Below are 13667 nucleotides of genomic sequence, written 5' to 3' on the forward strand. Positions count from 1 at the left end.
CCCATTTTGCAACGCTAAAAAGAGAAGGTGTTTTTCCCCTCCTTTTTTGCATGGTACATCGCATGATCTGCTGCGCGGAACAAATCTTCATACTCGGTGTAGTCTCCCGGCCATGCGGCAATGCCAATGCTGCAGGAAACAGGGCAGCTTCCTTCCCACAAATCGCTGAGCGCACGAATCTTTTCCAGGATGCGCTGCGCCCGATCCGTCGCTACACTCTGATCGTCGGAACCTGTCATAAAGGCTACAAACTCATCGCCGCCGGCACGTCCCAGAATATCGCTCTCTTCGCGGAATACCGAACACAGTACCGTCCCAATCCGCGCAAGCAACCGGTCTCCCTCTGCATGGCCGCGGCGGTCATTTACCTGCTTAAAGTTGTCAATATCAATCATATAGAGAAAACCTCTGGATCGCTCTTTTCGCAAATACAGGCGGATCTGGTTTTCCACTGTAGCTTTGTTATAAAGTCCGGTCAGCGAATCCCGTTCCGATTTTTCAAGCAAAATAAGCTCCCGCTCCTTTTGACTATTGATATCCACCAGCTTTCCCATTGCTAAAAGCGGCCTTTTCTTTTTATCATAAAAGGTCTGATATTGGCAGAGGCACCAAAAATACGTGTTGTTCAACCCCATCATACGAAGCTCCTGGCTGCAAATTTCGCCCTCAGGCAGTGGGTTCTCCAGCTGCCATGCTACGCGCTTTCGATCGTCAGGATGCAATATTTCCACAGAAGACTCGTTTCCGCCGCAAATTCGCAGACTGGACAGCGGCAACAATTTTTGCGCGTTAGAGGTAAATTCCCAAATTTGATCTTTATAAAAATATTGAAACAGCACCGTGTCGGAGAACTTTGCCAGAACCGCGTAACGCTCGTGCTCCAGATGCAGCTTCTTTTTCTGCCGTTGCACCGTCCAGAAAAACGCCAGTCCCGCCGCTATGGTCAGCAGAATGAGAAACACGCCCATTTCCACCGTATACTGCATAATGACTTTTGAATGACGGGAAACATTTTCGGCGCTTGTAATGTTCACAATATGCCAGTCGTTATAGCCCAAAGAGACAGTGGAAATGTAGATATAGCTTTGATCCTCCAATTGAAATTTACAGGTTGTATTCTGATTTTGCTTCAACATCTCCCGAACGGAATCCTGATCCTCCTGTTCCGTCAGATACGGACGCATAGCTGTGTACAGATTATTGGGAAGCGGCTCCGATATTTCCACAAAATCGCCGTTCCCTTTTACCAGGTAGCTTTGCACCGATTCCCTGAAATAACCGGTCTGCAGCGTCTGGACCAGCTTCTCCGCCTGCACCAGACTCCTCAAAACGCCTGCCACCTCTCCGTTTTTGTATACCGGAACCGCGATGCTGAAATAGTACTTTTCCCCCATGCGTTTGGAAAACCGCACGTTTGAAACCACCGATTTTCCACGTGACAGAAGATCGTAAGTCTGCCAGTCCTCCGGACGGACGCCCGAATCGTTTAAACCGCTGAACAACTCGCTCAAGGACGCATACGTCACCTGATAGCGCGCCTGTTTTTCCCCAATGGCCCGCAGATAATTTGCCAGCCACGGACCTTCCGGATCGATTTCCGTAGAATCCACCATGACAGCGATCGCTTCCAACGTGCCTTTGATATCCACTATCATTCCCTGAATTTCCGTTCTTTGCCCCTCTGCGTATGCTGTCAGATTTTCCTCGATTAACTGATCAAACTCCTCATCGAGCTGTGTACGATACTGTACAAACGAGACAATGATCAACAGGGAAATGAGTATAAAACACAAAAGAAGGAAGACAATGACCCGTTTACTCCACTTCATCTTTTCCTTCATCCTTACATTTGTTTAATATTTTTTAAATTATTATATAGGAATAAATCATGTAAGTGTGCAAAGAAAAGAATAAACCCTATATTTATATACAAAATTCCTATTTTACGACAGGATTGTTTATACCATGAACGATTTTTTTCCAAATCAATAGACTGGACGTATACCGTTCCATTTCTCCTCTATCGTTGCATCTAAAAAATTTGTTTTGTTCTCTCCTTCAAGCTGGCAAAAACAAATAGGGAACACCGCTGAGCTGTCGCTCTGCAGCGTTCCCTATTTATAAGAAACTGCTTTTTATATTTTATTCCGGTTATCCCAGTAAACCATTCAATGGGCAGTAACGCTTTTTGTACAGCATGAATTTATAAGTTCGGAGTATTTCCTTTGTTTCTGCGCCGCATGAGGTAATCCTCCAAAATGATCGTTGCCGCGACCGCGTCCACCACAGCCTTTCGTTTTTTACCGCGCGTATCGGTCTCGTTCAAATATCCATGCGCAGTGATCGTTGTACCGCGTTCATCCTGTAAAGCAACCGGCAGTTTTGTCAATGCCCGCAACTGCTCCGCAAAAAGACGCGCACCCTGGGCGCTCTCCCCTTCGCTTCCATCCATGTTGCGCGGCAAGCCGACGACAAACTCTCCAACGCCATATGCTTTCGCCTTCTCCGCAATGGCAGCCGCCAGCTTTTCCCGGTTATACTCCTGAATCACACCAGCCGGGGAGGCAAGGCGCTCTCCCTCGTCACAGACGGCAAGCCCGGTCCGCGCTTTCCCCAAATCAACCGCTAAAATCCTCATCTTTTCCGCTCCAAATTCTCCCGCCTCCACCAGGTCTGCCTGGCAAAGACAGAGACATCCGGCGTCAAATGGGTCGCGTCATTTTGCAGGATCAAATGCGGACTATTTTCCCGGTTAAAGTCAATGACGCTGATTGCAGTATTGTCGCACCAATCCACATCATTCAGCCGATCCAAAGGCCATCCCTTCGCGTGACAAAGCATATTGCGAATGGCACAGCCATGGGACGCGATACAGGCGGTTTTCCCACGGTTCTCCCGTACAACCGCCAGAAGCGCTTCCCACACACGGTCGTACACCTGTCTCATGGACTCTCCGTTCGGCGCGATAAAATCCTGCGGCGCGGTATACCAGTTGCTGTCCTGCTCCGGCGCGACTTTTGGCAGCTCCGCCCACGGGAGCCCCTCATAATCGCCGCCGTCCAGCTCCATCAATCGCACATCCGTGTGGATGGGCAGGTTATGATAGCGGTTGACCGCCTCCGCCGTCCGGTAAGCGCGCTTGAGCGGGCTGGCATACAGCGCGTCGATCCGCATATTGCGGCACCGCAGGCCCAGCAATTCCAGCTGCTTCTCCCCGTTGCCGGATATTCCGCAGTCCGAGCTGCCTTGAAAAACACCCATTGTATTGCCCTCCGCCTCACAGTGGCGCACCAGCAATATGCGTGTCGCCTCCTCCGGCTTTGGCGGAATGGGCGTATGCCGCATCGGATCAGTTGTCACTTTCATCCCGTTTTCCATGCCAGGTCCTTTCTTTTTATCAATTTCCATACGGGCACACCGCACCGGTCAGCTCTGTAACGGAGGCAATATGATTTTCATCCAGATAGCGGTTCAGCCCGTCCAGAATCTTCACCGGAGCGTATGGGTCCGTAAAGAGAGCCGTGCCGATCTGCAGTGCCGATGCACCCGCAAGCAGCATTTCCACCGCGTCCTGCCAGGTGCTGATCCCGCCAAGACCCACCACAGGTACCTTGACCTTTTGCGCTGCCTGCCAGACCATGCGCACCGCCACCGGGAATACCGCCGGGCCGGAAAGGCCGCCGGTATTATTGTGCAGAATCGGGCGGCGGGTACGGATGTCAATACGCATGCCGGTCAGCGTATTGATCAGAGAAATTGCGTCCGCGCCGCCGGCCTCCGCTGCTTTTGCGATCTCCCCAATATCTGCTACATTTGGGGACAGCTTGACTATCAGCGGCTTTTCACAGTACTTGCGCACCGCAGAAGTGATCTCCTCCACGCCCTGGCAGGAAGTGCCGAACTGCACCCCGCCCTGTTTGACATTGGGGCAGGAGATATTCAGCTCAACCATATCGACGCTGCTGGCAGAAAGCTTGTCCGCCATGCGGCAGTAATCCTGCTGCGTGTTGCCCGCAATGTTGGCGATGACGACTGTCCCCTGCTGCTTCAGCCAGGGCAGGTCCTTCTCAATAAAATGATCGACGCCGGGATTCTGCAATCCCACCGAATTGAGCATACCAGAGGGCGTTTCCGCGATACGGGGCGGCGGATTGCCCGGACGCTCCATCAGCGTAATCCCCTTGCAGGAAATGCCTCCCAGCGTGGAAAGCGGATAAAACGCCTGGTATTCCCGCCCAAAGCCAAACGTGCCAGAGGCGGCAATCAGGGGATTCGCAAAATCCACCCCCGCAATCTTTACTCGTAAATCTGCCATATTGTACCGCCCTTCCTCACTCTAAACAAACTTCCTGATAGGGGAACACCGGCCCATCCTTACAGACGTGGCCGTAAATCTCCTTGCCGTCCCGATGCAGCTTACAGGCGCAGCCCAGGCAGGCGCCGATCCCGCAGGCCATGCGTTCTTCCAGAGAAATCTGGCACTCCACGCCGCGTTCCCGCGCAACTCTGCACACCGCTTTCAGCATGGGCATGGGACCGCAGGCATAGATCACGGAGAAGTCCAAATCCTGCAGGCAGTCCGTCACCATTCCATGGCGGCCCACCGTACCGTCGTCCGTCGCAATGCGGACGGCGCAGCCCAGAGCAGCAAAGTCATCCTGTAGAATCACTGCATCCTTGCTGCGAAAGCCCAGCACCGCCGTCGCGTTTGGGCCATAGGCCGCCGCAACGCCTAGCAGGGGCGGCACGCCGATTCCGCCGCCGATCAGCAGCGCTTTGCGGGAGATATCCCCCAGCTGAAACCCGTTTCCAAGCGGCGCCAGGATGTCCAGATCGTCGCCCTCGCTCTGTTCCGCCAGAATCTGTGTGCCCTCTCCCCGGATTTGATAGACAAAGCGCAGCGTTTCCTGTTCCCGGTCGATCCCACAGATGGAAATCGGACGGCGAAGCGTTTTGCCCGGCACATAAATATGCGCAAACTGGCCGGCCTGTGCCGCCTGTGCGAATTCCGGGCTATGTACCGTCACATCAAAAATATCTGTTGCAATCTCCTGCTTCCGCAGGATCCTGCACTGCTTTACATCATATTTCATAGCTGAATCGTTCCAATCTCACCGATAATTTCATCGCGCATCCGTACCGCTTCTGCGGCCGCGGCCTTGGCAAAATCCGCTTCCGGCGCGTTCTGCTTCTGCCAGGCACACAGGATGGAACGGGAGGCGTTGATAATCGCACCGCAGCCGTTGGCGTCAAACGCCGGGGCAACGTCCTTCGCGCCGCCTCCCTGTGCACCGTAACCCGGCACCAGGAAAAAGGTGTGCGGCAGAGCCGTGCGAAGTTCCTTCAGCTGCTCCGGATACGTCGCACCGACCACCGCGCCCACACCGGAATATCCGTGCGCGCCGGGAAGCTGTTCGCCCCAGGATTCGCACAGCGCTCCCATGGTGGCATACAGCGTCTTGCCGTCGTCAAATGTACGGTTCTGCAGCTCACCGGAGGAAGGATTGGAGGTTTTTACCAGAATAAAAATGCCCCTGTCCTGTTCTTTGCAGATGGAAAGCAAGGGATTTACACCATCGGAACCGAGATAGCCGTTTACAGTGAGCGCATCGCCGTTAAACGGGACGCAGCATTCGCCCTCTACATCCACTGTACCGAGATGCGCCGCAGCATACGCTTCCATTGTGGTGCCGATGTCGTTGCGCTTGCCGTCGGTGATGACAAACATGCCCTTTTCACGCGCATACGCGATGGTATCGTGCAGGGTTTTTACTCCCTGCCAGCCGTACATCTCATAGTACGCGCACTGCGGCTTAACCGCGGGAACGATGCCGCACAACGCATCGATCAATCCCTTATTATACTCCAGAATGGCGGCGGCGGCGCCGTCCAGATTCTTGCCGTGCTGTGCAAACGCTTTCTCTTTTATATAGGACGGGATGTACGCCAGCTTTGGGTCCAGGCCCGCCACCGTAGGGTTCTGCATCTCTGCAATTTTCTCAATCAATCTGTCAAAAGACATTTTCATTCCTCCAAAGCAATTATTTTAGACCTGCCGTTCGCAGAAACGGCAGACCGCCACATCATTTTATCAGGTATCGCAGTACACGATTTTCCCTCTGCAAATGGTATATTTGACCTTACCGGTCAAAGTGCGGCCTTTAAAGACCGCGTTACGGCTCTTTCCGTGGAGCTGATCTGGATTCACGGTCCACTTTTCTTTCTCATCAAACAGGACCAAATCCGCAGACTGCCCCGCCAAAAGCGCTCCCGCCGGGATATTCAACAGCTGTGCGGGCGCTGCGCTCATCAACCGCAGCAGTTCGCCGAGCGTCAACAGGCCCGGCTGTACCAAATAGGTAATTCCAGCCGCCAACGACGTCTCCATGCCGATACTCCCGTTTGGAGCAGAGGCAAAATCAGCTTTTTCCTGGGGCGTATGCGGCGCGTGGTCTGTCGCAATCGCATCGATGGTGCCGTCCTGCAACCCTTCAATGACTGCCTGCCGGTCGCGCTCCGTGCGCAGAGGAGGACTCATCCGGTAATCGGCGTCTTTTGCGCGCAGCAGCTCGTTCGTCAGGCTGAAATAGTGCGGCGCTGTCTCCGCCGTCACCCGTACACCGCGGCGCTTGGCATCGCGGATCATGGCGATGGAAATGCGGGAGCTGACATGGCAGATATGAATCGGCACGCCGTAGGCTTCCGCCAAAGCGATTTCCCTTGCGGTACCGCAATCCTCCGCCGAAGCCGGTACGCCCGGAATTCCCAGCTCTTTGGAGACAGCGCCTTCGTGCATCAGGCCTCCCTTTGAAAGGAACAAATCCTCGCAATGGGAAACTATACGCAGCCCCAACCCGGGCGCCGCCTGCATGGCCTGTGCCATCAGACGGGAATCTACCACCGGGCGTCCGTCGTCACTTAACGCGATGGCTCCCGCCTCTTTCAACGCAGCCAGATCGTTCAGCTGCCCGCTCTGCAGTCCCTGCGTAATCGCAGCGGCAACATAAACGCGCGCGTCCGCCTGGTCCGCCTTTTCTAAAATATAGCGCACTGTATCCGGCGTATCGATCGTCGGTCTTGTATTCGGCATGCAGAGCAGGCTGGTCACACCGCCTGCCGCCGCCGCTTTACAGCCTGTCAAAATATCTTCTTTTTCTGTAAATCCGGGATCCCGCAGGTGAACGTGCATATCCACCAATCCAGGCGCTGCAACCAAGCCGTCCGCTTGAAGCTTTTTTGCATCCGGACAGTCAATTCTTTTGCCAACCGCGGTGATCTTTCCGTTTTCAATCAGGATATCGCCTGTTTCATCCCGCCCATTCACAGAATCGAGAATTCGTGCCGTTTGTATCAGCAGCTTTTCCAAAGCGCACCTCCTAAAAGCATTCATATTTTTGAATTTACCTTATAAAAAAGGCAAAGCCTCTACCATAACAGTATCCTGTTTTCACAAGCACCAATCGGAAGCTCTGCCTCCGGTTATACCATTGAAGTTATTATAACATATCCATGAACGGTGCAACAGTCCAAGCGTTGAAAACGATTTATACGCACAGCTGATTCTGTATTCTCTCAGCCGTTGAAGGCTCTGCCTCCGGTCACGGCGTGAGGTTATTCAATCATATCCGGTTTGCTACAAAGCTGTTTCATTACTGACGCTTCCTGTTTTTTTAAGCCAGTATGATTCAATGTTCTCCCAGCCGTCGGAGACTCTGCCTCCGGTTACGGCGTGAGGTTATTCAATCATATCCGGTTCGCTACAAAGCTGTTTCATTACTGACGCTTTCCGTTTTTTTAAGCCAATATGATTCAATGTTCTAGCCGTCGGAGGCTCTGCCTCCGGTTACGGCGTGAGGTTATTCAATTATATCCGGATCGCTACAAAGCTGTTTCATTACTGACGCTTTCCGTTTTTTTAAGCCAGTATGATTCAATGTTCTCCCAGCCGTCGGAGGCTCTGCCTCCGGTTACGGCGTGAGGTTATTCAATCATATCCGGATCACTACAAAACTGTTTCATTACTGACGCTTTCCGTTTTTTTAAGCCAGTATGATTCAATGTTCTCCCAGCCGTCGGAGGCTCTGCCTCCGGTTACGGCGTGAGGTTATTCAATCATATCCGGATCACTACAAAACTGTTTCATTACTGACGCTTTCCGTTTTTTTAAGCCAGTATGATTCAATGTTCTCCCAGCCGTCGGAGGCTCTGCCTCCGGTTACGGCATGAGGTTATTCAATCATATCCGGTTCGCTACAAAGCTGTTTCATTACTGACGCTTTCCGTTTTTTTAAGCCAATATGATTCAATGTTCTCTCAGCCGTCGGAGGCTCTGCCTCCGGTCACGGCGTGAGGTTATTATACCGTATTAAACGGTAAAAAGCAAAGTTTTCCAACTTGCTGCGGCAAAGGACCCGAAGCGGCAAGTTGCCGCTTCGGGTCCTTTAAAATGCGTGATGTCCACGCCAGTATGAATTAATATTTCTTGCGCGCCACGTAGCTGGTGTGCAGGAGCTCATGCGCCTTATGGCTGCCGGGCTCACCCAGATATTCCTCGTAGACCAGCTTAATCAACGGGCTCTCGTGGCTCTTGCGCAGCGGGAGGTTCTTATCTTCCTCATACAGCGCCCTGGCACGGTCCGCTTTCAAATCGGTGAAGCTGCGCACGGTTGACGGCTGGATCGGCTGACCGCCGCCGTTGACGCATCCGCCCGGGCAGCACATGATCTCAATAAAGTGGTAATCCGCCTCGCCGCTGCGAACCTTCTCCAACACCTCATTGGCGTTGTTCAGGCCGCTGACAACCGCAACCTTGACGTCCATACCGCCGACATGGTAAACCGCTTCCTTGATACCTTCGGTACCGCGTACTTCGGTATATTCGACGTTCTCGACGCTCTTGCCTTCCAGAACATCCGCGGCGGTACGCAGAGCTGCTTCCATTACGCCGCCGGTTGCGCCAAAGATGGCGGCCGCGCCGGTGGAAACGCCCATCGCGTCGTCAAACTCCTCATCCGGCAGGTTGACGAAGTCCAGATGCGCCATGTTAATCAGGCGGGAAAGCTCGCGGGTCGTGATCGCAATATCGGTATCCGGCAGTTCTTCGCCGGCTGCACTCATATCGTCGCGCTTGATCTCAAATTTCTTCGCGGTACAGGGCATAACGCTCACAACCACGATGTTCTTCGGATCCAGGTTGTTTTTCTCTGCAAACCAGGTCTTGATCATCGCACCGGTCATCTGCTGCGGAGATTTGCAGCTGGAGACGTTCGGCAGGAGATCCGGGAAGTAATGCTCGCAGAATTTCACCCATCCGGGGGAACAGGAAGTAATCATCGGCAGCACGCCGCCGTTCTTCACTCTTCCGAGGAACTCGGTGGCCTCTTCCATGATGGTGAGGTCCGCGCCGAAGTCAGTATCAAACACTTTATCAAAACCCAGACGGCGCAGTGCCGCAACCATCTTGCCCTTGACGTTGGTTCCAACCGGCATGCCGAAGCATTCGCCCAGCGTTGCACGGATGGCCGGAGCAGTCTGTACTACGACGTACTTCTCCGGATCGTTAATTGCAGCCATGACCTCGCCGCACTGGTCGCGCTCGGTGAGCGCGCCGGTCGGGCAGCTCACAACGCACTGGCCGCAGGATACGCAGGCCACATCGCTCAGCGGACGCTCGAACATGCAGCCGATATGGGTATCAAAGCCGCGGCTGTTCGGGCCAATGACGGACACATGCTGGTTGGCGCACGCTGCGACGCAGCGGCGGCACAGGATGCACTTGCCATTGTCGCGCACCAGATAGTCGGTGGTCTCGTCGACCAGCGCTTCCGGCTTGGAACCGTCGAAATGTTCCGCATCGTCCACACCGAGCTCATAGCACAGCGACTGCAGCTCACAGCTTCCGCTGCGTTTGCAGGTGAGGCACTTTCTGTCATGCACAGAGAGCAACAATTCCAGAGTCATCTTTCTGGACTGCTGCACCTTGGGCGTATTGGTGAAAACCTCCATCCCCTCGTTGACCGGATAAACACAGGCCGCCACCAGGGAACGGGCGCCTTTCACTTCTACAACGCACATACGGCAAGCGCCGATTTCGTTGACGTCCTTCAGGAAGCACAGGGTCGGGACATTGATTCCCGCAAATCTTGCGGCCTCCAAAATAGTGGAACCAGCCGGCACCGAGAGGGGCATGCCGTTGATTTTGATATTGACCATACTCATTGTTGGCACACTCCTTTCTTATCTCTTCACAATTGCGTTGAACTTGCACTTCTCCATACAAGCGCCGCACTTGATACATTTGACCGTGTCTATCACATGCGGTTTCTTAACCGTACCGGTGATAGCGCCAACCGGGCAGTTGCGCGCGCAGAGCGTACAGCCCTTACATTTATCTTCAATGATGTGATAGTTGGTGAGAGCCTTGCAGGCGCCCGCCGGGCAGCGCTTCTCCGTAACGTGTGCGATGTACTCGTCGCGGAAGTAATGCAGCGTGGACAGCACCGGGTTCGGCGCGGTCTGGCCCAGAGCGCACAGTGCGTTTTCTTTCAGATACTCGCACAGCTCTTCCATCTTGTCGATGTCTTCCAGGGTGCCGTTGCCGCTGGTGATCTTGTTGAGCAGCTCCAGCAGGCGGCGGGTACCGACACGGCAGGGCGTACACTTGCCGCAGGACTCGTCAACGGTAAACTCCAGGAAGAATTTTGCAATATCCACCATACAGGTGGTATCGTCCATGACGATCAAACCGCCGGAACCCATCATGGAACCGATGGCAATCAGGTTGTCATAGTCAATCGGCACGTCCATCTGCGCCGCCGGGATACAGCCGCCGGAAGGTCCGCCGGTCTGCGCCGCCTTGAAGGCGTGGCCGCCCGGAACGCCGCCGCCGATTTCTTCGACGATCTCGCGCAGGGTGGTTCCCATCGGCACTTCCACCAGGCCGGTATGCTTGATCTTGCCGCCGAGTGCGAATACCTTGGTGCCCTTGCTCTTCTCAGTACCCATGGAGGAGAACCAGTCGGCGCCCTTGAGGATGATCTGGGGGATATTGGCCCAGGTCTCGACGTTGTTCAGGATGGTCGGCTTGCCAAACAGGCCCTTGAGCGCCGGGAACGGCGGACGGGGACGCGGCTCGCCGCGCTTGCCTTCGATCGAGGTCATCAAAGCGGTTTCTTCACCGCATACAAATGCACCCGCGCCAAGGCGAAGCTCAATGTTGAATGTAAAACCGCTTTCAAAGATGTTTTCGCCCAGCAGGCCGTATTCTTTGGCCTGATCGATGGCGATCTGGAGACGCTTAACCGCGATCGGATACTCCGCGCGGACATAAATATAACCCTGGGACGCGCCGATTGCATAACCGGCGATCGCCATTGCTTCCAGCACGGCGTGCGGGTCGCCTTCCAGGATGGAACGGTCCATAAATGCGCCCGGGTCGCCTTCGTCGGCGTTGCAGCAGACATATTTCTGATCCGCCTGGTTCTGCGCTGCAAAGCTCCACTTCAGGCCGGTCGGGAAGCCCGCGCCGCCGCGGCCGCGCAGACCGGATTTCTTCATCACATCGATGACCTGCTCCGGCGTCATTTCCGTCAGGACCTTGCCCAGCGCCTGATAGCCGTCCACCGCTATGTACTCGTCGATGTCTTCGGGGTTGATTACACCGCAGTTGCGCAGCGCAACACGATTCTGTTTTTCATAGAAAGGCGTGTGGTTCAGGGACTTGATGGAGTCGGAATTCTCCACTACGGTCTCCTGGTACAGAAGTCTCTTGACGATTCTTCCTTTGAGCAGATGCTCTTCCACGATCTCCGGCACATCCTCGGGCTTTACCATGCTGTAGAAAGCGCCTTCCGGATAGATAATCATGATCGGGCCGAGCGCGCACAGGCCAAAGCAGCCCGTACGGATCACATTGACCTCTTTTTCAAGGCCCTGTGCGGCAATTTCTTCTTTGAGCTTCTCAATGATCAGCTCGCTGTTTGAGGAGGTACAGCCGGTACCGCCGCAAACCAATACATTGGAACGATACATTTTGCAGCCTCCTTATTTTGAATTTGCGCCGATGGTGTATTCTGTAACGACATTGCCGTTGACCAGATGATCGTTGACAACGCGGGCTACCTTTTCAGGGGTCATCTTGACATAGGTGACCTTCTCCTTGCCGGGCTCCACGATCTCGACGACCGGTTCAAACTGGCAGATGCCAATGCAGCCCGTCTGGGTAACCATGACGTTCTGGAGGCCTCTTTTTGCCACTTCATCCACAAGAGTGGTGAGGACCGGGCGCGCGCCCGCCGCAATACCGCAGGTGGCCATGCCGACCAGTACGCGGATTGCGTCGTCCTGTCCCTCGCGCAGCGTTACTCTGCTGCGGGCTTTATCACGGATTGCCTGAAGTTCAGCTAACGACTTCATAACTATATTTTCTCCCCTTTGATGCATTCTGTTTGTTCTTCGAGATATTCCCCGATCCACGCAACGACATCCGGCGCGTTCAGTTCCACCTCTTCTCCAAGAATCCCGCGCAGCTCGCGGGTATCCAGGGTAAATTCGCGTTCGTCCATTCTGTGATGGAACACAAAATCCCGATCCGTATTACAGGTAATCAGCAGCAGCACAGTGGAATTGATGTCCCCCAACGGGATAAAATCCACGTGGGAGGGCACAAATTCCGCACGCACAGTCGTACCCTCGCCGGGCACAGAGTGAATCTGCAGCCCGCCGCCCGTCATCTCCGCCTCCATTTTAAAAAGCGGAATGCCGAGGCCGACTTTGCGCGTGGTGCGCGTCGTAAAAAACGGGTCCGTCACCCGGGCCGCCTGCTCCGCGCTCATGCCGCGGCCGTTGTCGATGATCGAAATCACCAGCCGGTCCGCCGCACTGCTTTGGCAAACGTCTATCGTGACCAGACTCGCCCCCGCCGATATGGAATTCTGCGCAATGTCCATCACATTTAAAGACAGCTCACGCATATCAGTTGTACTTCGCCAAAATACCGTCGATTTCCTCCGGCACCAGACGGCCGTATACGTCGTCGTTGATGGTCAGAACCGGAGCCAGGCCGCATGCGCCGATACAACGGCAAGCGGTAAGAGAGAATTTTCCGTCCTCTGTGCACTCTTCCGGCTGGATGCCCAGAATCGCGCTGACCTTGTCCAGGATCGCCGCCGCGCCTTTTACATAGCACGCGGTGCCCAGGCAGATGGAAATGTTGTATTTACCCTTGGGGGTAAGGGAAAACTGGGAATAGAAGGTCGCCACGCCGAAAACTTCCTCCAGCGGTTTGCCCAGACCTTCCGCTACCATGGTCTGCACTTCTACCGGCAGATAGCCGTAGATTTCCTGTGCCTCCTGCAGAACGGGCATGATTGCGCCCTTGTCGTCCTTGTGCTTTTCAATAACCTCGTGCAGCTTTTTTTCCTGCTCCGGGGTTCCACTGAAAGGCAGATTGCTGATTTTTTTTTGCATTCTCGTTCCTCCCTGTGATTTCAAATGCGGCATTCCATTAATAATTCGGACAGAACGCCCCATATGCATTGTTAATAATTATAGCATAATGCACGACTAAAATCTACATTTTCTACTAAATTTTCATGATTCCTTGCTTTTTTTCCATGGGAAATTCATTTGTTTGTTATAATTTTATCAATTGTCCTTTGTAGCGCCGC

At 54.0% G+C, this 13667-nt stretch carries 12 protein-coding genes; all 12 read right to left on the reverse strand.

The window, feature by feature from the left end:
* Positions 1 to 14: 14 nt before the first annotated feature.
* Positions 15 to 1829, reverse strand: a complete 1815-nt coding sequence (locus tag I4V53_RS01605; RefSeq protein WP_195983672.1) for a diguanylate cyclase domain-containing protein — start codon at positions 1827 to 1829, stop codon at positions 15 to 17.
* Positions 1830 to 2203: 374 nt separating this feature from the next.
* A complete protein-coding gene (gene ruvX, locus I4V53_RS01610) occupies positions 2204 to 2638 on the reverse strand; it encodes a Holliday junction resolvase RuvX (RefSeq protein ID WP_195983673.1) in 435 nt (144 codons plus the stop codon).
* Complete coding sequence (locus tag I4V53_RS01615; protein ID WP_286166983.1) at positions 2635 to 3408, reverse strand: histidine phosphatase family protein; 774 nt, start codon at positions 3406 to 3408, stop codon at positions 2635 to 2637. Before I4V53_RS01615 ends, ruvX begins: the two co-directional genes overlap by 4 nt.
* Complete coding sequence (locus I4V53_RS01620; protein ID WP_195983674.1) at positions 3398 to 4315, reverse strand: dihydroorotate dehydrogenase; 918 nt, start codon at positions 4313 to 4315, stop codon at positions 3398 to 3400. Before I4V53_RS01620 ends, I4V53_RS01615 begins: the two co-directional genes overlap by 11 nt.
* A 16-nt stretch (positions 4316 to 4331) precedes the next feature.
* A complete protein-coding gene (locus I4V53_RS01625) occupies positions 4332 to 5093 on the reverse strand; it encodes a dihydroorotate dehydrogenase electron transfer subunit (RefSeq protein WP_195983675.1) in 762 nt (253 codons plus the stop codon).
* Positions 5090 to 6022: an orotidine-5'-phosphate decarboxylase gene (pyrF, locus tag I4V53_RS01630; protein ID WP_195983676.1), complete on the reverse strand. Its 933-nt coding sequence runs from the start codon at positions 6020 to 6022 to the stop codon at positions 5090 to 5092. The genes I4V53_RS01625 and pyrF overlap by 4 nt, the downstream gene beginning before the upstream one ends.
* Before the next feature lie 69 nt (positions 6023 to 6091).
* Positions 6092 to 7366: a dihydroorotase gene (locus I4V53_RS01635; RefSeq protein WP_286166984.1), complete on the reverse strand. Its 1275-nt coding sequence runs from the start codon at positions 7364 to 7366 to the stop codon at positions 6092 to 6094.
* A gap of 1106 nt (positions 7367 to 8472) precedes the next feature.
* Positions 8473 to 10218, reverse strand: coding sequence for an NADH-dependent [FeFe] hydrogenase, group A6 (locus tag I4V53_RS01640; protein ID WP_195983678.1), 1746 nt, complete (start codon positions 10216 to 10218; stop codon positions 8473 to 8475).
* Between the two features lie 18 nt (positions 10219 to 10236).
* Positions 10237 to 12030, reverse strand: a complete 1794-nt coding sequence (gene nuoF, locus I4V53_RS01645; RefSeq protein WP_195983679.1) for an NADH-quinone oxidoreductase subunit NuoF — start codon at positions 12028 to 12030, stop codon at positions 10237 to 10239.
* 12 nt (positions 12031 to 12042) lie between these two features.
* Entirely contained in the window at positions 12043 to 12414 is a 372-nt protein-coding gene (locus I4V53_RS01650) for a (2Fe-2S) ferredoxin domain-containing protein (RefSeq protein WP_195983680.1), read from the reverse strand.
* Between the two features lie 2 nt (positions 12415 to 12416).
* Positions 12417 to 12971, reverse strand: coding sequence for an ATP-binding protein (locus tag I4V53_RS01655; RefSeq protein WP_195983681.1), 555 nt, complete (start codon positions 12969 to 12971; stop codon positions 12417 to 12419).
* A gap of 1 nt (position 12972) precedes the next feature.
* On the reverse strand, positions 12973 to 13467 hold the full coding sequence (locus I4V53_RS01660) for an NADH-quinone oxidoreductase subunit NuoE family protein (protein WP_195983682.1): 495 nt from the start codon (positions 13465 to 13467) through the stop codon (positions 12973 to 12975).
* Positions 13468 to 13667: the final 200 nt, after the last annotated feature.

This window comes from Clostridium sp. D33t1_170424_F3, assembly GCF_015667585.1.
GTDB lineage: Bacteria > Bacillota > Clostridia > Oscillospirales > Acutalibacteraceae > Anaeromassilibacillus.

Excerpts from the sequence above, each read along its gene's own strand:
- ruvX (WP_195983673.1), bottom strand. The coding sequence starts at position 2,638 with ATGAGGATTTTAGCGGTTGATTTGGGGAAAGCGCGGACCGGGCTTGCC.
- nuoF (WP_195983679.1), bottom strand. The coding sequence starts at position 12,030 with ATGTATCGTTCCAATGTATTGGTTTGCGGCGGTACCGGCTGTACCTCC.
- pyrF (WP_195983676.1), bottom strand. The coding sequence starts at position 6,022 with ATGTCTTTTGACAGATTGATTGAGAAAATTGCAGAGATGCAGAACCCT.
- I4V53_RS01660 (WP_195983682.1), bottom strand. The coding sequence starts at position 13,467 with ATGCAAAAAAAAATCAGCAATCTGCCTTTCAGTGGAACCCCGGAGCAG.
- I4V53_RS01655 (WP_195983681.1), bottom strand. The coding sequence starts at position 12,971 with ATGCGTGAGCTGTCTTTAAATGTGATGGACATTGCGCAGAATTCCATA.
- I4V53_RS01605 (WP_195983672.1), bottom strand. The coding sequence starts at position 1,829 with ATGAAGTGGAGTAAACGGGTCATTGTCTTCCTTCTTTTGTGTTTTATA.
- I4V53_RS01625 (WP_195983675.1), bottom strand. The coding sequence starts at position 5,093 with ATGAAATATGATGTAAAGCAGTGCAGGATCCTGCGGAAGCAGGAGATT.
- I4V53_RS01620 (WP_195983674.1), bottom strand. The coding sequence starts at position 4,315 with ATGGCAGATTTACGAGTAAAGATTGCGGGGGTGGATTTTGCGAATCCC.
- I4V53_RS01640 (WP_195983678.1), bottom strand. The coding sequence starts at position 10,218 with ATGAGTATGGTCAATATCAAAATCAACGGCATGCCCCTCTCGGTGCCG.
- I4V53_RS01615 (WP_286166983.1), bottom strand. The coding sequence starts at position 3,408 with ATGGAAATTGATAAAAAGAAAGGACCTGGCATGGAAAACGGGATGAAA.
- I4V53_RS01650 (WP_195983680.1), bottom strand. The coding sequence starts at position 12,414 with ATGAAGTCGTTAGCTGAACTTCAGGCAATCCGTGATAAAGCCCGCAGC.